Annotated in this window: 21 protein-coding genes, 1 tRNA gene and 1 pseudogene; 9 read left to right on the top strand and 14 right to left on the bottom strand. The window is 70.2% G+C overall.

Features of this window, described 5'->3' with window-relative positions; genetic code table 11:
• Positions 1 to 152 precede the first annotated feature (152 nt).
• The 3 genes from FFT21_RS13440 (at position 153) to FFT21_RS13450 (ending at position 3,689) form a co-directional block, all read left to right on the top strand.
• On the top strand, positions 153 to 932 hold the full coding sequence (locus FFT21_RS13440; protein WP_137814178.1) for an ATP-binding cassette domain-containing protein: 780 nt from the start codon (positions 153 to 155) through the stop codon (positions 930 to 932).
• Between the two features lie 40 nt (positions 933 to 972).
• A complete protein-coding gene (locus FFT21_RS13445) occupies positions 973 to 2,994 on the top strand; it encodes a YhgE/Pip domain-containing protein (protein WP_137814179.1) in 2,022 nt (673 codons plus the stop codon).
• 116 nt (positions 2,995 to 3,110) lie between these two features.
• Positions 3,111 to 3,689: a TetR/AcrR family transcriptional regulator gene (locus tag FFT21_RS13450; RefSeq protein WP_225978383.1), complete on the top strand. Its 579-nt coding sequence runs from the start codon at positions 3,111 to 3,113 to the stop codon at positions 3,687 to 3,689.
• A 53-nt stretch (positions 3,690 to 3,742) separates the two neighbouring features.
• Here the strand turns inward: FFT21_RS13450 and polA are convergent, their stop codons facing one another.
• Positions 3,743 to 6,445, bottom strand: a complete 2,703-nt coding sequence (gene polA, locus FFT21_RS13455) for a DNA polymerase I (protein WP_225978373.1) — start codon at positions 6,443 to 6,445, stop codon at positions 3,743 to 3,745.
• 150 nt (positions 6,446 to 6,595) lie between these two features.
• On the opposite strand from polA, the gene FFT21_RS13460 reads away from it, so the two are divergent.
• Positions 6,596 to 7,009, top strand: coding sequence for a hotdog fold thioesterase (locus FFT21_RS13460; protein ID WP_137814208.1), 414 nt, complete (start codon positions 6,596 to 6,598; stop codon positions 7,007 to 7,009).
• Here FFT21_RS13460 and FFT21_RS13465 read toward each other — a convergent pair.
• From FFT21_RS13465 to FFT21_RS13495, 7 genes are all read right to left on the bottom strand, one after another.
• Complete coding sequence (locus FFT21_RS13465; RefSeq protein WP_137814180.1) at positions 6,991 to 7,704, bottom strand: ABC transporter ATP-binding protein; 714 nt, start codon at positions 7,702 to 7,704, stop codon at positions 6,991 to 6,993. The two genes, FFT21_RS13460 and FFT21_RS13465, sit on opposite strands and share 19 nt — an antisense overlap.
• A complete protein-coding gene (locus tag FFT21_RS13470) occupies positions 7,691 to 8,548 on the bottom strand; it encodes an ABC transporter ATP-binding protein (RefSeq protein ID WP_137814209.1) in 858 nt (285 codons plus the stop codon). Before FFT21_RS13470 ends, FFT21_RS13465 begins: the two co-directional genes overlap by 14 nt.
• Before the next feature lie 89 nt (positions 8,549 to 8,637).
• The gene (locus tag FFT21_RS13475) at positions 8,638 to 9,777 is read right to left on the bottom strand and encodes a branched-chain amino acid ABC transporter permease (RefSeq protein WP_137814181.1); all 1,140 of its coding nucleotides are present in this window, start codon (positions 9,775 to 9,777) and stop codon (positions 8,638 to 8,640) included.
• Positions 9,774 to 10,763, bottom strand: a complete 990-nt coding sequence (locus FFT21_RS13480) for a branched-chain amino acid ABC transporter permease (protein ID WP_225978384.1) — start codon at positions 10,761 to 10,763, stop codon at positions 9,774 to 9,776. The genes FFT21_RS13475 and FFT21_RS13480 overlap by 4 nt, the downstream gene beginning before the upstream one ends.
• Positions 10,764 to 10,866: 103 nt before the next feature.
• The gene (locus tag FFT21_RS13485; RefSeq protein ID WP_307722928.1) at positions 10,867 to 11,961 is read right to left on the bottom strand and encodes a branched-chain amino acid ABC transporter substrate-binding protein; all 1,095 of its coding nucleotides are present in this window, start codon (positions 11,959 to 11,961) and stop codon (positions 10,867 to 10,869) included.
• Between the two features lie 562 nt (positions 11,962 to 12,523).
• Positions 12,524 to 13,135, bottom strand: coding sequence for an ANTAR domain-containing response regulator (locus tag FFT21_RS13490; protein WP_137814184.1), 612 nt, complete (start codon positions 13,133 to 13,135; stop codon positions 12,524 to 12,526).
• Between the two features lie 105 nt (positions 13,136 to 13,240).
• Positions 13,241 to 14,230: an NADPH:quinone reductase gene (locus FFT21_RS13495; protein WP_137814185.1), complete on the bottom strand. Its 990-nt coding sequence runs from the start codon at positions 14,228 to 14,230 to the stop codon at positions 13,241 to 13,243.
• A 64-nt stretch (positions 14,231 to 14,294) separates the two neighbouring features.
• Between FFT21_RS13495 and FFT21_RS13500 the strand changes: the two genes are divergently transcribed.
• From FFT21_RS13500 to FFT21_RS13515, 5 genes are all read left to right on the top strand, one after another.
• A tRNA-Leu gene (locus tag FFT21_RS13500) sits at positions 14,295 to 14,368 on the top strand.
• A 93-nt stretch (positions 14,369 to 14,461) separates the two neighbouring features.
• Positions 14,462 to 14,833, top strand: coding sequence for a hypothetical protein (locus tag FFT21_RS29750; RefSeq protein ID WP_225978374.1), 372 nt, complete (start codon positions 14,462 to 14,464; stop codon positions 14,831 to 14,833).
• On the top strand, positions 14,830 to 15,696 hold the full coding sequence (locus FFT21_RS13505) for a site-specific integrase (protein WP_225978375.1): 867 nt from the start codon (positions 14,830 to 14,832) through the stop codon (positions 15,694 to 15,696). Before FFT21_RS29750 ends, FFT21_RS13505 begins: the two co-directional genes overlap by 4 nt.
• A 237-nt stretch (positions 15,697 to 15,933) precedes the next feature.
• Positions 15,934 to 16,785, top strand: a complete 852-nt coding sequence (locus FFT21_RS13510; RefSeq protein ID WP_137814186.1) for a hypothetical protein — start codon at positions 15,934 to 15,936, stop codon at positions 16,783 to 16,785.
• A 133-nt stretch (positions 16,786 to 16,918) separates the two neighbouring features.
• A complete protein-coding gene (locus FFT21_RS13515; RefSeq protein WP_137814187.1) occupies positions 16,919 to 17,500 on the top strand; it encodes an NUDIX domain-containing protein in 582 nt (193 codons plus the stop codon).
• Here FFT21_RS13515 and FFT21_RS13520 read toward each other — a convergent pair.
• From FFT21_RS13520 to FFT21_RS30290, 6 genes and pseudogenes are all read right to left on the bottom strand, one after another.
• Entirely contained in the window at positions 17,453 to 17,971 is a 519-nt protein-coding gene (locus FFT21_RS13520; RefSeq protein ID WP_192909518.1) for a hypothetical protein, read from the bottom strand. The two genes, FFT21_RS13515 and FFT21_RS13520, sit on opposite strands and share 48 nt — an antisense overlap.
• Before the next feature lie 107 nt (positions 17,972 to 18,078).
• Positions 18,079 to 18,570 carry a hypothetical protein gene (locus FFT21_RS29145; protein ID WP_192909519.1) on the bottom strand — a complete coding sequence of 164 codons (492 nt, stop codon included), beginning with the start codon at positions 18,568 to 18,570 and terminating at the stop codon, positions 18,079 to 18,081.
• Positions 18,567 to 19,229 (bottom strand): hypothetical protein, encoded by a 663-nt coding sequence (locus FFT21_RS13525; RefSeq protein ID WP_192909520.1) that lies wholly within the window; start codon positions 19,227 to 19,229, stop codon positions 18,567 to 18,569. The genes FFT21_RS29145 and FFT21_RS13525 overlap by 4 nt, the downstream gene beginning before the upstream one ends.
• Complete coding sequence (locus tag FFT21_RS30900; protein ID WP_443093360.1) at positions 19,229 to 19,990, bottom strand: NucA/NucB deoxyribonuclease domain-containing protein; 762 nt, start codon at positions 19,988 to 19,990, stop codon at positions 19,229 to 19,231. Before FFT21_RS30900 ends, FFT21_RS13525 begins: the two co-directional genes overlap by 1 nt.
• Positions 19,991 to 20,011: 21 nt before the next feature.
• Positions 20,012 to 20,497, bottom strand: a pseudogene (locus FFT21_RS30905) (putative T7SS-secreted protein); the annotation flags it as partial.
• Positions 20,490 to 20,624: a hypothetical protein gene (locus FFT21_RS30290; protein ID WP_264081642.1), complete on the bottom strand. Its 135-nt coding sequence runs from the start codon at positions 20,622 to 20,624 to the stop codon at positions 20,490 to 20,492. The pseudogene FFT21_RS30905 and the gene FFT21_RS30290, both read right to left, overlap by 8 nt.
• Between the last annotated feature and the right edge of the window lie 238 nt (positions 20,625 to 20,862).

The raw sequence follows: 20,862 nt of genomic DNA on the forward strand, positions 1-20,862 counted from the left end.
GGCGACGGGGCTCCGGGTGGGTGCGCGGTCCTTGCGGACCGGCACGCCGGGGGCGGCATCGGCACCGATCCAGATCACACCTCGACAGGTTTGCTACTGGCCCACCTGTGCCCCACTATTTGAACTGACCGGTCAGTGCAAAAGGAGGACGAGTGGAGATTCGAGCCCAACGCGTGGGCGTCGAAGGCGCGCACGGCCCGCTGCTGCGGCCGACATCGCTGCGCGTCCGGTCCGGGGAGGTCGCGGTGGTCAGCGGGGAACCCGGCGACGGCCACACCGCGCTGGCGCTGGCGCTGTCCGGGCGCATGCGGCCGACCTCCGGCACCGTGCTCCTGGACGGCCGGGACAACCCCAGGGCGTTGCGCCGGCGGGTCGCCGTGGTGGACGCGCCCGGCGTCTCCGCTCCCGACGACGCCCTCGACCTGGCCACCGTGGTCGGCGAGGAACTGGCGTACGCGGGCGCTCGGGCCAGTCACCGCGCGGTGGCCACCTGGCTGGCCGAGCGGGACGCCACCTCCTACGCCCGGCAGCGTGTCGAGGCGGTGCCCGCCGAGCTGCGCACCCGGCTGCTGGTCGAGTTGGCCGCCCGGCGCCCCGGTGTGGACGCGGTCGTGCTGGTCTGCCCGGACCGGCACGGCGGCGACCCGCACGACTGGTGGCAGCTCGCCGTGGAGCAGGCCGACGCCGGCCGCGCCGTGGTGGCGCTGTGCGGCAGCCACGCCGCCGCGCAACTCGACATGCCGACGGCCCGGCTCGGCGCGCACGAGCAGCCGCCGCCGCTGATGGTGCCCGCCGCCGGGGCCGGCCCCGAGCCCGCTCGCCACCGTCCCGACGATCCGCCGGCCGCTACCGAAGCGGCCACCGCCGAGGTGTCGTCGCTCGCCGATGCGGCAGAAGACACCGTCGTGATCAACAGGTTGGAGTTCCCGTGACCGTCTCGAGTTCGCGCGCGAAACCGCGAAAGGAGAGGCCGTGACCGCCTTCCGCCTCGCCGCTGGCGAGCTGCGCCGGATCACCGCGGGCCGGCTGCCCAAGCTGGCCGTGCTCGCGCTGGTGCTGGTGCCGCTGCTGTACGGATCGCTCTACGTCTACGCCAACTGGGACCCGTACGGCCGGCTGAACAAGGTGCCGGCCGCGCTGGTTGTCGCCGACACCGGGGCGAAGACCCCGGACGGCAAGGAGGTGCATGCCGGCGCGGAGGTGGCCGACGAGTTGGGCCGCTCCGGCGCGTTCAACTGGCACCGGGTGAGCGCCGCCGACGCCGAGCAAGGCGTGCACGACGGCAAGTACACCTTCGCGCTCACCATCCCGGCCGACTTCTCCCAGGCCCTGGTCTCCCCCGCCCAGTTCCAGCCGCGCCAGGGCATCCTGGTGCTCACCACGAACGACGCGAACAACTACCTGGTCAGCACGATCGCCGACAAGGTGGTGGACGAGGTGCGGCGCGCGGTGGCCACCCGGGTGGGCACCGAGGCGGCCGACCGGTTCCTGCTCGGCTTCTCCACCATCAGCGACAAGCTGCGGCAGGCCGTGGACGGGGCGAACAAGCTCGCCGACGGTTCCAAGCAGGCCGCGGATGGCGCCGCGCAGCTCGACGTCGGCCAGCACCGGCTCGCCGACGGCTCCCGGCAACTGGCCGACGGCAGCGCCACGGCCGCCTCGGGCGCGGCTGCGCTCGCCGACGGGCTCGGACAGTTGCGGCAGAAGACCGCCGACATGCCCGCGCAGACCCGGCAGCTCGCCGACGGCGCGAACCGGGTGGCCGACGGCGCGGCCCGAGTCGCTGACGGCAACGCGCAGGTCGCGACGAAGGCCGGGGTGGCGGCCGACGCCTCCCAGCAGGTGGTGAACAACCTGGACACCATCCGGTCCAACATCGCCAGCCAGCTCACCGGGCTGGGCCTCAGCGAGGCCCAGGTGCAGCAGGCGCTCGCCGCGCTGGACACCGGCGTGGCCCCGGTCCGCCAGGCCAACGCCAGGATCCAGACCGACGTGGGCCAGCTCCGGCAGCTCTCCGACGGCTCCCGCCAGGTCGCGGACGGCGCCCGGCAGGTGGCGAACGGCGCCAACCAGCTCGCCTCGGCGACCCCGGCGCTCACCGGGGCCATCGGCCAGGCCAGCGACGGGTCGAACCAGCTCCGGGACGGCACCGCGAAGCTGGCGAGCGGCGCGGCCACGCTGCGCGACGGCGAGCAGCAGGCGGTGTCCGGCACCGACAAGCTGGCCGGCGGCACCGCCCAGCTCCGGGACGGCAACCGCACCATGGCCGACCAGCTCGGCGCGGCCACCGGGGCGGTGCCCGACCCGAACGACCCGACCCGGCAGGCCACCGCGCGGACCATCGGCGACCCGGTGGCGATCCAGAACACCGGGATGGCCACGGCCGGCACCTACGGCGCCGGCCTGGCCCCGTTCTTCCTCGGCCTCGCCCTGTGGGTCGGCGCGTTCGTGCTGTTCCTGCTGCTGCGGCCGCTGTCCCCGCGGGCGCTGGCGGCCCGGCAGCCGGCGCTGCGGATCGCCGTCGGCGGCTGGCTGCCGGCGGCGTTGCTCGGCGTGGCCCAGGCGACGCTGCTGTTCGCGGTGGTGACCACGCTGATCGGGGTGCACCCGGCCCACCCGCTGGCCGCGTACGGGTTCCTGCTGCTCACCACGCTCGCCTTCACGGCGATGATCCACGGGCTGAACGCCTACTTCGGCGCGGTCGGCAAGTTCCTCGCGCTGGTGCTGCTGGTGCTGCAGCTCACCACCGCGGGCGGCACGTTCCCGTGGCAGACCACCCCCGACCCGCTGCACCCGCTGCATCTCGCGCTGCCGCTGTCCTACGTGGTGGACGCGATGCGGCACCTGCTCTACGGCGGTGGGCTGGCGACCATGGGCGAAGATGTCACCGTGCTCGCCTCCTACCTGCTGGCCGGACTGGTGCTGTCCACGGTCGCCGCTTACAAGCAACGGGTGTGGACCCCGACGAAGCTGAAGCCGGAGCTGGTCTTGTGAGTTCCCCAGTGGCATCCCCGGGACCGGAACCGTCCGGGCGGCAGGTTCGGCCGGCCGGGCGGCACCGGGCGGCACCGGCGCCGCGCCCCGGGCGGACCGCCGTCACCAAGCAGAAGCTGTTCGACGCCGCGCTCCGGCTGGTCGGCGAGCGCGGACCGGCCAGCGTGACGGTGGACGAGATCGCCGCCGAGGCCGGTGTCGCCAAGGGCACCGTCTACTACAACTTCGGCAGCAAGGACGGCCTGGTCGACGCGCTGCTGCGGCACGGGGTGGAGCTGCTCGCCGGCCGGCTGCGCGAGGCCGAGCGGTACGCCGACACCCGGGAGGCGGTGGACCACCTGGTCGACGGGGCGCTCGGATTCTTCGGCGAGTACCCGGCGTTCGCGCAACTCCTGGTGAGCGAGCTGTGGCGGACGCCGGGCCAGTGGCATGGCACGCTCAGCCTGCTCCGCGACGACATCGTGTCCATCCTCAAGGGACAGATGCAGCGGGTCGCGGACGCCGGCAGGCTGCCGCCGGGTGTCGAGGTCGGCACCGCCTCCGCGGCGCTGTTCGGCACCCTGCTGGTGGTCGCCCTGGACTGGCAGGTGTTCCAGCCCGAGCGCACCCGCGAGCAGGTCCGCGACTCGGTGCTGCCACTGGTCCACGGGTTGGCCGCGGCCCGCGCCCCGGAACCGGAGCCACCCGGGAGCTGATCCCGGCGCCCGCGGCGGTCAGTGCGTGGCGTGGGCCGTCGGCCGCGTGGTGGTCAGTGCGCGGCGGCGTCCCAGGAGCGGCCGAAGCCGACCGAGACGTCCAGCGGCACGTCCAACTGGTAGGCGTTGCACATCTGCTCGCGCACCAGCGACTCCACCGCCTCGTGCTCGCCGTCGGCGATCTCCAGCACCAGCTCGTCATGCACCTGGAGCAGCATGCGGCTGCGCAACCCGGCCTCGCGCAGCGCCCGCTGCACGCCGAGCATGGCCACCTTGATGATGTCCGCCGCGCTGCCCTGGATCGGCGCGTTCAGCGCCATCCGCTCGGCCATCTCCCGCCGCTGGCGGTTGTCGCTGGTCAGATCCGGCAGGTAGCGGCGGCGGCCGAGCACCGTCTCGGTGTAGCCCTCGCGGCGCGCCCGCTCCACCACGGCGTGCAGGTAGTCACGCACCCCGCCGAACCGGGCGAAGTACTCGTCCATCAGCCCGCGCGCCTCCTCCGCGGAGATGCGCAACTGCTGGGACAGCCCGTACGCGGACAGCCCGTAGGCCAGGCCGTAGTTCATCGCCTTGACCTTGGCCCGCTGCGCGCCGGTGACCTCGTCCGGGCCGACCGAGAACACCCGGGCGGCGGTGGCGGCGTGGAAGTCGAACCCGGACTGGAACGCCTCGATCAGCGCGGCGTCACCGGACAGGTGAGCCATGATCCGCATCTCGATCTGGCTGTAGTCGGCGGTCATCAGCTCGGCGTAGCCGGCACCGACGACGAAGGCGTTGCGGATCCGCCGGCCCTCGTCGGTGCGGATCGGGATGTTCTGCAGGTTCGGCTCGGTGGACGACAGCCGGCCGGTGGCGGCGATGGTCTGGTTGAAGGTGGTGTGGATGCGCCCGTCGTCGGCGACCGACTTGAGCAGCCCGTCCACCGTGGTCTTCAGCCGGGTCGCGTCCCGGTGCTCCAGCAGGTGCGCGAGGAACGGGTGCTCGGTGGCGGCGTAGAGGTTCTGCAGGGCGTCCGCGTCGGTGGTGTAACCGGTCTTGGTGCGCTTGGTCTTCGGCATGCCCAGCTCGTCGAACAGCACCACCTGAAGCTGCTTGGGCGAGCCGAGGTTGATCTCCTTGCCGATGACGGCGTACGCCTCCTGCGCGGCCTGCTTGACCCGGCCAGCGAAGTGCGCCTCCAACTCGGCGAGCTGCTCGGTGTCCACCGCGATACCGGCGGCCTCCAACTCGGCGAGCACCTGCAGCAGCGGCAGTTCCAGCTCGGCCAGCAGCCGGGTGCTGCCGATCCGCTCCAGCGCGGTGTCCAGCGCGTCGGCCAGTTCGGCGATGGCCCTGGCCCGCAGGATCTCGGCGTGCGCGACGCGCTGCGCGTCCTCCTCCTCGCCTTCCAGCAGGGACAGCTGCCCGTCCGCCGGCTCGTCCTCGGCGCGCAACTCTCGCCGCAGGTAGCGGAGCACCAGGTCGGCCAGCTCGAACGAGCGCTGGCCGGGCCGGACCAGGTACGCGGCCAGCGCGGTGTCGGTGGCCAGCCCGGCGAGCCGCCAGCCGCGGACCCGCAGCGCGTGCAGCGCGGGCTTGACGTCGTGTGCGGCCTTCGGCACCTCCGGGTCGGCCAGCCAGGCGGCGAGCGCCCGCTCGTCGTCCTCGGTGAGCATGGTGACGTCGACGTAGCCGCCCTCGCCGGTGGCGGTGGCCAGCGCGATGCCGTCGAGGTCGATGCGGCCGGGGCGGCCGCGGAAGGCCAGCCCGACCCGGGCACCGGCCGGTGCGTGTGTGCGCAACCATTCGGCCAGCTCGCCCGGGGCGACCGCGGCGCCGCGCACGTCGAAGCCGGACTCGGCCTCCGGCTCCACGCTGGACAGGGTGGCGAACAGGCGGTCCCGCAGCACCCGGAACTCCAGTTCGTCGAACAGCCGGTGCACCGCGTCCCGGTCCCACGGCTTGACCGCCAACTCCTCCGGCTCGATGCCGATCTCCACGTCCCGCCGCAGCTCGGTGAGCTGGCGGTTGAGCAGCACCGCGTCCAGGTGGGCGCGCAGCGCGTCGCCGGTCTTGCCGCGCACCTCGTCCACCCGGTCGACCAGTTCGGCGAGCGACCCGAACTCGCGGATCCACTTCGCCGCCGTCTTCTCCCCCACGCCCGGGATGCCGGGCAGGTTGTCCGACGGGTCGCCGCGCAGCGCGGCGAAGTCCGGGTACTGCGCCGGGCTGAGACCGTACTTCTCCTGCACCGCGTCCGGGGTGTACCGGGTGAGGTCGGAGACACCCTTGCGCGGGTAGAGCACCGTGACCTGGTCGCAGACCAGCTGCAGGGCGTCCCGGTCGCCGGTGCAGACCAGCACCGCGAAGCCCTCGGCGGTGGCCCTGGTGGCCAGCGTGGCGATGATGTCGTCCGCCTCGAAGCCCTCCTTGGCCAGCACCGGGATGCCCAGCGCGCCGAGCACGTCGTGCAGGATGCTGACCTGGCCCTTGAAGTCGTCCGGGGTGGCCGTGCGGTTCGCCTTGTACTCCGCGTACGCCTCGGAGCGGAACGTCTTCCGGGAGACGTCGAAGGCCACCGCGATGTGACTGGGCTGCTCGTCGCGGAGCAGGTTGATCAGCATCGAGGTGAAGCCGTAGACCGCGTTCGTGGTCTGGCCCGTGGTGGTACGGAAGTTCTCCGCGGGCAACGCGAAGAACGCTCGGTAGGCCAGGGAGTGGCCGTCGAGCAGCAGCAGCCGGCGCTGGTCAGGGCGGTCGTCGGGCGAAGCGGTCACGCCGCGAGTCTAAGGTGACCCCCTGACAACCTGTTCCGGTCCACCGGACGACACGACGACGTCCACCGGACGACACGACGACGGAGGGTGCCTGTGACCGCGACGGACCGAGCCGAGCGGCCGGGTGAGCCGCACCCGACCCCGCCCGAGATGGCTCCCGCCGTGGCCGAGCAGCAGCTCGCCGGGAAGATGGGTATCGAGATCATCGACTGGAACCCGGACCGGCTGGTCGGCACCATGCCGGTGGACGGCAACCGGCAGCCCTACGGCCTGCTGCACGGGGGCGCCAACGCGGTGCTCGCCGAGACGCTGGGTTCCTGGGCGGCCGGCCTGAACGCGGAGCCGGGCAAGGCGGTGGTGGGCCTGGAGCTGTCCTGCACGCACCACCGGGCGGCGCTGTCCGGCCTGGTCACCGGGGTGTGCACGCCGCTGCACCGGGGCCGCAGCACGGCCACCTTCGAGATCGTGATCACGGACGAGGCCGGGCGGCGCACCTGCACCGCCCGGCTCACCTGCCTGGTCCGCGAGCGCCCGCCCGGCGACGCTCAGGCCACGCCGAGGTAGGCCTCCTTGATGCTGGTGTCGGCGAGCAGCTCGGCGCCGGTGCCGGACTTGACGATCCTGCCGGTCTCCAGCACGTAGGCGCGGTGCGCCCGGGTGAGTGCCTGGCGGGCGTTCTGCTCGACCAGCAGCACCGTGGTGCCCTGCTCGTTGATCTCCGTGACGATCCGGAAGATCTGCTGGATGAACTGCGGGGCGAGGCCCATCGAGGGCTCGTCGAGCAGCAGCAGCCGCGGCCGGGCCATCAGCGCCCGGCCGATGGCCAGCATCTGCTGCTCCCCGCCGGAGAGCGTGCCGCCCACCTGGGAGCGGCGCTCGGCGAGCCGGGGAAACAGCGCGAACACCCGGTCGAAGTCCTCCGGGACGCTCTTCTTGTCCCGGCGGGCGTAGGCGCCCATCTCCAGGTTCTCCTGGACGGTCATCCCGGGGAACACTCCCCGCCCCTCCGGGGCCTGGGAGATGCCGCGGACCACCCGGAGGTCGGCGCGCAGCCGGGTGATGTCGTCACCCTGGAACCGGATCCGCCCGCCGGACAGGGGCCGGATCCCGGAGATGGCCCGCATGGTGGTGGTCTTGCCGGCGCCGTTGGCCCCGATCAGGGTGACCACCTCGCCCTGCTCCACGGTGAGCGTGATCCCGCACAGCGCCTGGATGCGGCCGTAGTGCACGGACACGTCGGACAGCTCAAGCAGCGCCATCGTCGGGTACCCCCAGGTAGGCGGCGATCACGGCGGGGTTGTCGCGGATCTCGGCGGGTAGCCCCTCGGCGATCTTCTTGCCGAACTCCAGCACCACGATCCGGTCGGTCACGCCCATCACCAGGCGCATGTCGTGCTCGATGAGCAGCACGGTGTAGCCGTCGTCGCGGATCTTCCGGATCAGCCCCATGAGCTGCTCCTTCTCCGCGGGGTTGAACCCGGCGGCCGGCTCGTCCAGGCAGAGCAGCTTCGGCTCGGTGGCCAGCGCCCTGGCGATCTCCAGCCGCCGCTGGTAGCCGTAGGGCAGGTTGCGGGCCTTGTCCGCGGCGCGGTCGGCGATGCCGACGAACTCCAGCAGCGCCATGGCCCGCTCTACCGCCTCGGCCTCCTCGCGGCGGTGCCGGGGCCCGCGCAGCAGCGCGCCGAGCACGCTGGTGCGGTGCCGGGCGTCGGTGCCGACCACGACGTTCTCCAGCGCGGTCATCTCGCCGAACAGCCGGATGTTCTGGAACGTCCTGGCGATGCCGAGCCGGGTGATCTGGTGCCGCTTGCGCCGGCCGAGCGGGCGGTCCTCCAGCAGCACCTGGCCGCTGGTGGGCCGGTAGACGCCGGTCATCGCGTTGAAGCAGGTGGTCTTGCCGGCGCCGTTGGGACCGATCAGACCGAGGATCTCGCCGCGGCGGATGCCGAAGGAGACCGCGTCCAGCGCGACCAGGCCGCCGAACCGGACGGTGACCTCGCGCAGCTCCAGCAGGGTCTCACCGAACCCGACGGCGATCTCCCGGTCCGGGGCGACGACCTCGGCGACTTCGGCCTCGTGCTCGGCCCGCTCCTCCGGGGTCATCCGCTCCAGTTCGGCGACGATGCCGCCCTCGACCTGGACGTGCTCCTCGCCGGCCTCGTCCGGCACCTCCTGCAGGCCGGTTTCCTGGCTCACGCGCCCACCCCCTTGGCGGACTCGGCGGCCAGCGCACTCTCGCTGCTGACCTGTTCGGGACGGCCGATCAGCCGCTGGTACGCCTCCCGCCCCTTGGCCAGCAGCCGCTGCCGGGCACCCAGCAGTCCCTGCGGCCGGAAGATCATCAGGATGATCAGCGCGAGGCCGAAGATCAGGTACTTGTAGTTGGCCAACTCGGTGAACCGGTCGGGCACGTAGGACACCACGAACGCGCCGAGCAGCACGCCGACCTTGTTGCCGGAGCCGCCGAGCACCACCGCGGCCAGGAACAGCACCGAGGTCGGCACGTCGAACTTCTGGTTGTTGACGAAGCCAACCTCACCGGCGAACAGCGCACCGGACAGGCCCCCGATGGCCGCGCCGATAGCGAACGCCCACAGCTTGAACTTGAACGTCGGCACGCCCATGATCTGCGCCGCGTCCTCGTCCTCCCGGATGGCCACCCAGGCCCGGCCGACCCGGCTGCGTTCCAGATTGCCGACCAGCATGAGCATCGCGATGGTCAGCGTGACGACCAGCCAGTACCACGGCGTTCCGTTGGAGCTGGCGAAGATCAGCGAGCCGTCCGGCAGCCTGCCCGGCGGGTGCCCGACCTCCTGGAAGCCGACCTGGCCCTTCAGCGGCGGCACGATGGTGGCCAGCAGCCGGACGATCTCCCCGAAGCCGAGGGTCACGATGGCCAGGTAGTCGCCGCGCAGGCGCAGCGTCGGCGTGCCGAGGACCACCCCGAAGAACATGGTGATCACCATGGCCAGCGGCAGGGTCACCAGGTACGGCAGCTTCGCCAGCGCGGAGTCCGGGCTGGTGAACAGCGCGGCGACGTACGCGCCGACGGCGAAGAACCCGACGTAGCCGAGGTCCAGCAGGCCGGCCTGGCCGACCACCACGTTGAGGCCCAGCGCGATCAGCGCGAACCGTGCCGCGTTGAAGCAGGCGATCGGGAAGTTGGTGCCCGGTTCGGTGCTCAGGATCGGCGGGTTGAGCACCGGCAGCGCGTAGATCAGCAGCACCACCGGGATCAGCACCAACCACTGCCGGGTGCGCGGCAGGCTGTTCCACCACTCGCCGAGCTGCTGCAGGTGCGGGCGCCGCGACTCGTTGCGTGCCGACGTCATACTCGTGCCTTTCCGAGCGACTCACCGAGGATGCCGGTCGGCCGGAACATCAGGACGACCACGAGCACGACGAAGGCGACGACGTCCGACCACTGGGAGGCACCCAGCAGGGTCTGGCCGTAGTTGCTGACCACACCGAGCAGCAGGCCGCCGAGCAGTGCCCCGCGGATGTTGCCGATTCCGCCGAGCACGGCCGCGGCGAACGCCTTGATGCCAAGGATGAAGCCGCCGCTGTACTGCACGCCCGAAGGCACCTTCATCACGTAGAACAGCGAGGCCGCTCCGGCCAGCAGCCCGCCCATGAGGAAGGTGAGCATGATGACGCGTTCCTTGTTCACGCCCATCAGCGTCGCGGTGTCCGGGTCCTGGGCGACCGCGCGCACGCCGCGGCCGAGCCGGGTGCGGTTGACGAACACGTCGGCCACCAGCATCAGCACCAGGGCGGCCGCCACGATGGTGAGCTGCTGGTCGTCGATGTCCGCGCCGAACACGGTGAACACCGCCTCCGGGCGGAACATGATCACGGCCGGCTCGGCACTCGGCCCGCGCCAGATGAAGATCAGGTACTGGATGGTGAACGAGGCGCCGATCGCGGTGATCAGGAAGACCAGCCGGGGTACCCCCTTGCGCCGTAGTGGCCGGTAGGCGACCCGCTCCAGGATCACCGCGACGGCCGCGGACACCAGCATCGCAGCGACCATCGCCAGCAGCAGGTCGGCGACCAGCGCGCCGATGCTCAGCGCGGGCGCGGACGGGCCGAAGCCCAGCCCGGAGAGCACGAAGAACACGGCGTACGCGCCGACGATGAAGACCTCGGAGTGCGCGAAGTTGATCAGATTGAGGACGCCGTAGACGAGCGTGTAGCCCATCGCGACCAGGGCGTAGATGGCGCCGTAGGTCAGGCCGTCGAAGGTGTTGCTCCAGAACTGGTCCCGGAGGCTGCCGACGTCGAAGTTGATCCAGGCGTCGGCGAGGAAGGTGGTCAGTGGGTGCACGGCTTCACGTTCCTGTCGTGGAGCCGGGCATCCCGGTGGCCGCGGGTGACGCGACCACCGGATGCCCGGCCTTGACGGTGGGAGTCGTCTGAGATCAGGAGATGGTGCCCACGTAGACGATCTTGCCGTGGTCCACCTTGTAGCCGTACACGGTGGACGTGGCCAGCTCACCGGTGGCGTCCCACTTGAAATGCTTGCTGAAGCCGTCGCCGTCGTAGTTCTTGACGTAGTTCGTCAGGCCGGCGCGGTCCTTGATCCCGGAGTCGATGCCCTTGAGCAGGATCGTGGTGGCGTCGTAGCCCTCCAGCGAGTAGGTGCCCGGCGCCTGGCCGCCGCTGACGCCCTTGTACGCGTCGGAGAACTTCTGCAGCAGCTCACCGGGCACGCAGGGGCAGGTGAAGTAGGCGTTGCCGGACGCGTCGCCGGCCAGCTGGAGGAACTTGTCGTCCTTCACACCGTCCGGGGCGACGAACTTGCCGGTGAAGCCCTTGTTCACCAGCTGCTGGTCCAGCGGGGCGCCCTCGGCGTAGTAGCCGGAGTAGAACACCGCGTCCGGCTTGGCGTTCATGATCTTGCTGACCGTGGCCGAGAAGTCCTTCTGCCCAGTGGTGACCTTGTCCTGGCAGTCCTTGGCCTTGTCGCCGAGCGCCTGGTTGGCGGCGGTGGCCAGGCCGATGCCGTAGTCGGAGTCGTCCTGGACCACGCAGACCTTGTTGGCCTTGAGCTTGTCCACGATGAACTTCGCCGCGGCCGGGCCCTGCACGGCGTCGTTGCCCAGCGCGCGGAAGAAGGTCGACCAACCGTTCTTGGTCAGCGCCGGGTTGGTCGCCGACGGGGTGATGTGCACCAGGTTGGCCTGCTGGAAGGTTCCGCCGGTGGCCTTGGACTCGCCGGAGAACGGCAGGCCGATCACGCCGATGATGTCGGACTCGCTGACCAGCTGGGTGACCACGCCGGGCGCCTTGCCCGGATCGCCCTCTGTGTCGAACTTCTTCAGCGCGACCTGGCAGTTCTTGTTCGCCTGGTTGTGCTCGTTGATGGCCAGCTGGACGCCGTTGAGGATGTTGATGCCCAGCTGGGCGTTCGGGCCGGTCTCCGCGCCCGCGTAGGCGATCGTGACACCGCTACAGGTGGCGTTGCCGCTACCGGCCGGGCTGGCGGCGTTCGGGGGCACCGGAAGCTGCGACACCACCGGGATGTCGACGTTCGAACCTGCCCCTCCTCCCGAGTCTCCCGAGTTGGTCTTCGCCGCACATCCCGCAACCGAGAGCGACGCGACGGCCGCCAGCGTGAGGACTCGGACGAGTCGAGCTCCAGACACCCCGTACCTCCCATGAACACACGTCACCCGCCGGGTTTGGCGGAACCCCATCCGGGATGTGGTGGCAGGAACGTAGCCCCGGGAAATCCGGTTGCCCAGATGCTGGACGGCTCTGTATCCACATCGTGACGGTAGTCATGGGAGAGAAACAGACGCTTCATCAATAACGATGAAACCCGAACGCCCGCTCTCACCATGAGTAAGAGGACCGTGACGCTAAGGCGTGAATCCCCATCGCCCGAATGTCGAGGTCGGCCTGGCCGGCGACGAGTTCGGTCGGCGCCGGCCGCGTGCTCGGATTCGCTAACGGTTACCGTCCGGACTCGGTTGGTGACGGGTACGGGTCCGGAGTTCGGCCGGCGCCGGCAGTGGTTCCGGGTCGGTGGTTGGCGCCGGGCTGCGCGCAGCCTCGTCCGGCGCCGGGCTGCGCTCAGGCCAGGTTCTCGATGACCGCCTGGGCCACGGCCTTCATCGTCGTCCGGCGGTCCATCGCGGTGCGCTGGATCCACCGGAACGCCTCCGGCTCGGAAAGCCCCTGCTTGGTCATCAGGAGGCCCTTGGCCCGTTCGACCGACTTGCGCGTCTCCAGCCGCTCGTTGAGCCCGGCCACCTCGTTCTCCAGGGCCTGCAGCTCGGCGAAGCGGCTCATCGCCAGCTCGATCGCGGGCACCAGGTCACGCTTGGCGAACGGCTTGACCAGGTAGGCCATCGCGCCCGCGTCCCGGGCACGTTCCACCAGGTCACGCTGGCTGAACGCGGTCAGGATGACCACCGGTGCGATGCGGTCGCCGGCGATCACGGAGGCCGCCTCGATGCCGTCCATCTTGGGCATCTTCACGTCGAGGATGACCAGGTCGGGGTTCAGTTCGCGGGCCAGGCGAACCGCCTCCTCCCCGTCTCCCGCCTCGCCGACGACCTCGTAGTTCTCCTCGCGGAGCATCTCGACAAGGTCGAGACGGATGAGCGCCTCGTCCTCGGCGACAAGCACACGACGCTGGGTGGGCTGGGCCTCTTGCCGGGCCTCGGCAGCCGGTTGGGTCACCGGGGTCCTCCTGCTCGTCAGCGTTCACTGGTGCGCGTCAGCACCGGAACCTGCAGCTTACCGACGCGGTCCCGGGGGAAGGGCATCCGCGGGCCGTGATCAGCCCTACACCTCGGCATCGTCCGGGGCGCCGCCGTGGTTTCCGTCTGGTGCTACCAGCACGACCTTGCCATGGGCCGCCCCCGTCTCGACGAGGTGGTGAGCGGCGGCCGCCTCGGCCAACGGCAACACCCGCGCCACCCGCGTAGCCAGCCGCCCGGCCGCCAGCAGCCGGTTGACCTCGCCGGCCGCCCACGCCAACTCGTCGACCGTGCGGTGACTGAGCACGAACCCCACCACGGAGAGGTCGCGGAGGTAAAGGTCGAAGGTAGGCACCGGGTCGTCGGCGCGTCGGGCGGTCACCACCACCCGACCCCGCCGGTTCAGCGTGCCCAGCGCCTCGGCCAGCGGGATCCGGCCGGTGGCGTCCCAGTGCACGTCGACGTCCGCGGGCGCCGGCGCGGCGGACCGGGTGTCCAGCACGTCGGTCGCACCCCACCCGCGCAGCCGGGCCAGCGCGTCGTCGTCCCGTGCGGTGGCCGTCACCCGGGCGCCCGCGTCCAGCGCCACCTGCACCACGGCGGACCCGACCGCGCCGCCCGCGCCGTGGACGAAGACGTGCTCACCGGGCCGCAGGCCGGCACGGCGTAGGGCCAGCAGTGCCGTGGTGCCGCCGTGCAGCGTCGCCACGGCGGGTATCGGATCGACTCCATCGGGCAACGGGTAGCACCGCTCCACCGCCACGACCGCGAACTCCGCCGCCGGCCCCTGCCTGCCGTCGTAGCCGAGGCTCGAGGTCCACACCCGGTCACCCGGCCGCGGCTCGCCGACCCCCGGCCCCACCTCCTGGACCACCCCGACCACGTCGCGGCCGACCACGAACGGCCGAGGCAACGGCGTCCGATACACCCCCGAGCGGACGAACGTGTCCACCCAGTTCACCGCCACCGCCTCGGTGCGCACCACCACCTCGCCGGCCCCGGCACGCGGGTCGGGCAGTTCGCCATACTGGATGGTGGAGGCCGGCCCCGGCTCCCAGACGAAGGCCGCGCGCATGCCCTCCATCCAACCAGCCCCCGGCCACCCGGTAACCTCACAGTGATCGCGTGGCCCACGCGACGCCCCCGTAGCCCAATCGGCAGAGGCAGCGGACTCAAAATCCGTCCAGTGTCAGTTCGAGTCTGACCGGGGGCACACACTCTGACCAGCCAGGACAGGCGATTTCAAGATTTTTGATCTTGTCGCCGTCCACGGGTCTGTCCTTGAACATCCTCCTACGCTGGCCACATGAGCCAGCCCACAGACGCCCGGCGCCGGGGCAGCATCCGGCAGCGCGGCAGCTCGTTACAGGTCCGGCTGTTCGCCGGCAAGGACCCGGTGACCGGCCGTGACATCTACTTCACCGCGTCGATCCAGGGCACCGACAAGAAGGCGTGGAAGAAGGCCGAGGACAAGCTTTCCGAGTTCCGCTCGCAGGTCAACCGGCAGCGGTCTACCCCGTCATCCGTGTCCCTCGGCTACGCCATCGATGAGTGGATGCGGGTGTCCGAGCACGAGGAGACCACGGCCCACGGGTACCGCGGCTGGAAAGCTTCTACGCCGAGTTGCGCCGCTGTCGGGCTCTGTGCGACCGGCGGCCGGCCATCGATCACAAGGTGACCGGCGAGCACGACTGTGTGAAGGCCAAGTGCAAGCCGCACGAGTGCAAGCCGTTGGCCGCGTCCACGGTCCGGCAGATTCACGCGATCCTCTCCGGCACCCTCGGCGCGGCCGAGCGGTGGGACTGGATCGACTCGAATCCGTGCCGCAGCGTCAAGCGGCCGAAGCAGAAGCCGCCCGAGCCGGACCCGCCGTCACCGAAGGAAGCCGCCCGGCTGGCCGAGAAGGCGTTCAGCATTGACGAGGACTGGGGCACGCTGGTCTGGCTGGTGATGACAACCGGCATCCGTCGCGGCGAGGCATGCGCCCTGCGCTTCACCGATCTACAGATCGACTGGGACGACACAGCCGGCGACAGCGACGGCATCTTGGAAGTCCGGCGCAACTACGTCCGCCGTGCCGGCATCTCGAAAGAGAAGGCGACCAAGACTCACCAGATGCGCCGGATAGCGTTGGACAGCGAGACCGTGACGCTGCTGCGTGAGCACCGGGAGCGCGTGAAGAAGCGCGTCGAGGCTCTAGGCCGGAAGTTCACCGATGACCTGTTCGTGTTCAGCGGCAGCAAGACGCCGGACCACACCGAGCCCTACTCCCCCAACGCCGTGACGCAGCGGTACAAGGACATGGCGGCCCGGCTCGGTATCGACACCCACATCCACTCACTGCGCCACTACTCCGCCACCGAATTCCTGACGGCCGGGGTAGACCTGCGGACAGTTGCCGGCCGCCTCGGCCACGGCGGCGGAGGCTCCACCACCCTCCGCGTCTACGCCGCCTGGGTCGCAGCCTCAGACCGCAAGGCCGCCGAAATCCTCGCCTCCCGGATGCCAAAGCGATCGCGTAGTAGGCGCGACGACAAGTAGGGCAGTCCTGACCCTCACGCTTTCAAATGAACTCTACCGTTCCGTAACGCCGTCGGGATTCCGCACGATCAAATCCTCGCCGACCTCGCCTGTCAACGACAGACTCGACGCACGCGGTTAGGAGATGACGTTCGGACAGCTTCGATCAAGCTCGAATCCCGACATGCCACACGCTGGAACCTTGTCGACAAGTGAAGGTCCCTCGCTGAGAAGTAGCAGACGTAGAGGAAGAAGATCATGGAAGCACGCGACTTGGTGGCCGCGCTGAAACGCCTACAGCCTGTGGATTCTCTAGCAACCGACTTGCTCAACGTGCGTGAGCAAGCGAAGAAGTGCGGATTGCTGATCTTCCCCGCTGCACCCGAAAACCCAAAGAACGAGGTTCACATCGGGCCAGAGGACATGGATTGGCCGGATTTCGTAGACTACGCTGTACGTTTACAGGCTGGACTGCTATACGTTGACGCGACGATCTTCCATGCGGAAGAAGCCCTCGCGGAAACCGAAGAGGAAGGATCGGCGGTTCGGAAGGCGCTTGCTCGCTTCGAGGGCTTCACCGACACGCTAAGCCTCATGTTTGTGCATGGCGGCGCTTGGCATCACTGGAGCACCCTAGCGGGGTTCGCTCAGTTGTTGGCGCGCGCGGCCGATGAAGCTGAATTCGGGTACGGTGGCGAAACCAAGCTGGCGCCTGACGAAGCTGACCGAATCACCGCTGAACTACTGTCCGATCCCGAATTTCGTGCCGCTAGGAGCTTCGCAGCGATGCACAGGGTCTTGCAAGCTCGGCATCCGCGCATCGCGGAGCGCGACTGGCCAGGAAGCCCAGTGCGGATCGTCGTTATGGACGCGGTACGTAGCGTTTTTCGTGATCGCCGCGACCATGAACAAAGGCTACGCCAGCAACTACCTGCGCTAGCCGAGGAGCTGGCGACGTCTAACCAGTTTCTCGCCACTGCTTCGGACGCTATGCGGAAAGAAGTTGCGGGCGATTTTCTCACCGGGAAGGCAGATGGCCATCCTATGCCGACGGCACTGAGAAACGAACTAGCAGTCCTGGCCTACCGCGCCAGCCGACGAAACTCGTGATCTGCAACCGCCCGCCTGAGAGTTCTCGTGTTTGAGAGCCAATACGAGGTCGGGCGCCGCCAAGCAGTCGACCCCTCGTCTATGCCTACCGATGCCCTGGTAATACCCCTTCAACGATCCGTAGGCTGCGGGTGTGGCTGAGGAGCGCGGAGCGTGGCAGACATACGGGGAGCGGCTGGTCTATGACAACCGGTGGGTCCGGGTCGGCTTGGTGGATGTGCAGGCTCCGAACGGGGAGCGGTGGGAGTACCACGTTGTCCACTTGGCACGGATCGCGATCGCGCTGGTGGTCAACGACCGAGACGAGGCGCTGATGCTGTGGCGGTACCGGTTCGCCACGGAGCAGTGGGGGTATGAGCTGCTCGGCGGGATGGTGGACGACGGCGAGGAAGCCGCCGTGACCGCCGCACGGGAGGCGGCCGAAGAGAGCGGATGGGAGCCGGTAGGCGAGCCGGAACACCTGGTGAGCTTCGAGCCGCTGCCGGGGCAGGTCACCGCACCCGTAGACGTGTACCTGTGGCGGGAGGCGAAGCACATCGGCGAGCCCACCGAGACCGAGGAAGTCGGCCGGGTGGAGTGGGTGCCGCTGAACCGCGTCCCCGAGTTGGCGCAGCGGAAGGAGCTGCTCGGGTCGGGGACGATGGTGGCGCTGCTGTACTACCTGGCCTCACGCGGCGCCGGAGGCGGTGGCGCCGGGCAGGATCAGCCCGCTTAGGCGCCGCTGGTGGCGATCGGAGCGGATCTGGAGGGCGAGGCGCCGCGCTTGTCGTGCGTACGACAGCGCGGCGTCTCTGTCTCCGGTGGCGGCGTAGGCGTAGGCGAGATCGACCAGCATCCCGGTGCGGGCGCGGGTGAAGGCATCCGGCAGGCGCGGGAGGGCGCCGGTGAGTTGGTCGATCGCCTCCGGCTCACCGAGGCGGGCGAGGGCGTGGCCGCGCCAGCGGTCGAGGTGCGCGCCACCGAGGAACAGAAACGGCAGCGAAGCGTCCACGGGGTCGGCGGGGAGTAACGAGCCGGCCGCGTCGAACGCGCGTAAGGCGTCGTCCCGGTGGCCGACGGCGGCGAGTCCTTCGCCGTGGGCGGCGGCCAGCCACGCGCGTAGTAGGGCTGGCGCGGCGTGGTCGGCGAGGGCGCGGGCGTGGGCGAGCTGCTCGACCGCGAGATCGGCCTCGCTGAGATCGACCAAGACGAAGGCTTGTTCGGCCGTGGCGTGGGCGAGCAGGCTCAGCGAGCCGGACTCACGGGCGGCGGCCTTGGCGCGAGCCTGAGCACCCCGCCGCGGGTGGGCCGGGTTCAGCCGCCGGGCAACGTGCCTGGGTAGCGTTTGATCACCCGAGGTGGCTCATGGACGGCCGGCCACAGAACGAGGTGGTATCGGTCCTCGCCGTCGAGACCATCCGGAGAGAGAGTGTCGAACCCGCCGGTGTGGACGCGGACCCGGTACCTGCCCGCGGGGACCGCGAGTTCGGGCGCCCCGGCGGGGGTGTCTGACCCGCCGACGATGCGCAGCCCACCTCGGGTGGTGATGCTGGCCTCGGTGACCTGATCCCAACGCTCGAAGTCCTCGGTGGGTGGCCGGTCCTGGATGCCGATGGTGACCGGGACGTCCATGCGTCGGGCAGTGCCGATGCACACAACCCCGGGTCGCGCGGCGATCATGTGGGTAATGACCTCGTCGACCCAGCCGGTCTTCGGCCCCGGCGGTGCGGCGTCGGCGGCGAGCAGGAAGAAGACGTTGTAGTCGGCGAAGACGGACAGTTCGCGGGTGGTGCGCTCGAGGCTCATGGGCGGGACCTCGCGGTCGAATGGTGGTCGTGGGCGAGACAGGTGCATGCGGGTGCCGTCGGGGGTGTGGTGCAGGCGCTGGGCCAGCGGGATGCGAATCCGCATTGCCGCCACGGCGTCGCGGGCGAGGAGGTTGTCGGGGTCGTAGCCGCCGCCGAGCACGAACATCCGGCGCGGGACGAGGCGTTCTTGATGGGCCGTGGGGTGTCCTGCCAGGCCGTGGCTAGCGACCACGTGCCGTGGACATCCGGGTCATCCAGCAACCATTGTGCCCAGGCGTCCAGCGAGTCGCCAAGGATGGTGCGGCCAGCCGTTTCCGGATCGACGGCCACAACGTGACAGTTCTCGGCGATGGCGAACTGCACGGCGAGCAGATCCTGGGCGAAGCAGAGCAGACGGTCGACCAGGCCGGCGTATGTGTCCTTCCACGTGCCGCGTGCGTTCCACACCGCCAGTTCGGGGCCGAGCCCGCGCGGCCCGGCGTGAAAGAGCTGGATGCCGGCATTGAAGACCGTGAACCCGTTGGTGTGCACCAGCACCTCGGCCAACTCGCTCAACGGCCCAGTGGTCGGGCCGAAGTCGACGCGCACCGGCGGGCCGAGCGGTGCGCGGCCGCGGCGCAGCAGTTCCGCCAGCGCGCTGGTGGGGGCGGCGGTCATCAGTAGGTGTTGATGACGACCTTGTGGCCGTCTTCGAGGCCGCGGGTTTGGGCGTTGATGGTCGCGCCGGCGCCGCGGTTGTCGTGCGGGTTGATGTACTTCACGCTGGCGCCGGCACCGCCCTCGTCGAACATGGCCAGCGGGTACTCATCGCGGTCGCTGCCGGGCTGGGTGGGGACACCGCGCAGCGCCTCCCGCCGGTGCTGCAGGGCGTGCTCCCGGTCGAGAGTGACCTCCGAGGGTTGCTGCTTGTCCACCTGCTCGTGGCCCCGCCAGGAGGTACCGTCCTGCGCTTCGTCGATGTGCTGCGCCGCCTCGGGGAATTCGTCTTCATCCACGTACACCCGCACGGCCGGGCTGCGGCCGTCGATGTCGTGTGCGGCGTTGTAGGTCTCGTTGCGGGCGTAGGCGGCCTCCCCGACGAGGAAGTCCTCCGCGGTGTCCCCGGCGGCGTCGACGGACTGTGCCACGGTCTGCCCGGCCGAACTCACCGCATCCAGGCCGGTGGCCTCGCCGATGTCCTTGAGCAGGCCGCCGGTGGCATCGCCGACGGCCCGGGTGACATCGCCGGCGAACTTGCCCACACCCACACCAAGGTCATCGACCACATCGCCGCCGGCCCGCACGACGTCACCAACGAGGTCCTCTCCGGCCTGCGCCGCCCACGTCCCCGCGTCCTCTACCGCGCCCTCGACCGCATCCACGGCCTGGTCGAACAGGCTCGGCTGCTGCGGCGCCTGCTCCTGAGCCCGGGCGACCACGGCCGCGCTCTCCTCGCCGGCCGAGTGCAGTTGCGTGCGGGCCCGCCCCAGCACCTCGAGGGCCTGCTGACGCAGCCCCTCCCCTGGGTCGGAGAACGCAGGCGGCGTAGCTGCCACACCCTGGGCAGCCGTCAGCTCGCTGAACTGCTGTTGGTAGGCCTACTGGACCTGGGCGATGGCCTGCTGGCCCTGCTCCCATAACCCGATCGCCCGCTGCGCCTCGCCTTGCGCCCATTCCAGCGTCGAGGCATACCCGTGCACTGCCTCGGAGGCCGCGTGGAAGGCATCACCACAGGCGATCCACTTCGCGGGCTGCCCATCGAAGTAGGCGCGGAACGCCTCCGCGCTGGCACCCTGCCACCCGCCGTCGTCCAAGCGGGTCAGACCTTCGCCGACCCGGTTGAGCGCTTCACCAATCCGGGTCATCGACTCCGCGGTCCCGCGCAGCGTTGCCGCGTCACCAGGTACCAACTCCCGCGGATCGCGGCTCTGCCCTAACTCAGTCACGTGCCTCGTCCCCCTCGAGCACGCGACGCAGTACCTGCTCGCAGCGCTGTTCGTTGTCCCGGTAGGCCGCGACGGTGTCGAGCAGGTTCCGCGCCAACCCGTGACCGTCCTGCGTCAGGGCCGTCACCCCGACCTGCCACCGCTCACAGAAGGAGCCCAACTGCTCGGTGAGTCGGTCGTGGCAACCACGGAGCCCTCGCAGGCGAGGTCGGCGACCTTGTGCTGACCCAACTCCTCCATTAAGAGGTCGCGCAGATTGGAGTGGTGCGCTGACCCCGGATGTGGCACAGGCACGGGCTCGGTGATCATGAAGTTGCTGACGCTTCGTGATCACAGGAGAGACCGTGCCTGCCCTGCCATCATGG

Source organism: Gandjariella thermophila (assembly GCF_005405885.1).
Lineage (GTDB): Bacteria > Actinomycetota > Actinomycetes > Mycobacteriales > Pseudonocardiaceae > Gandjariella > Gandjariella thermophila.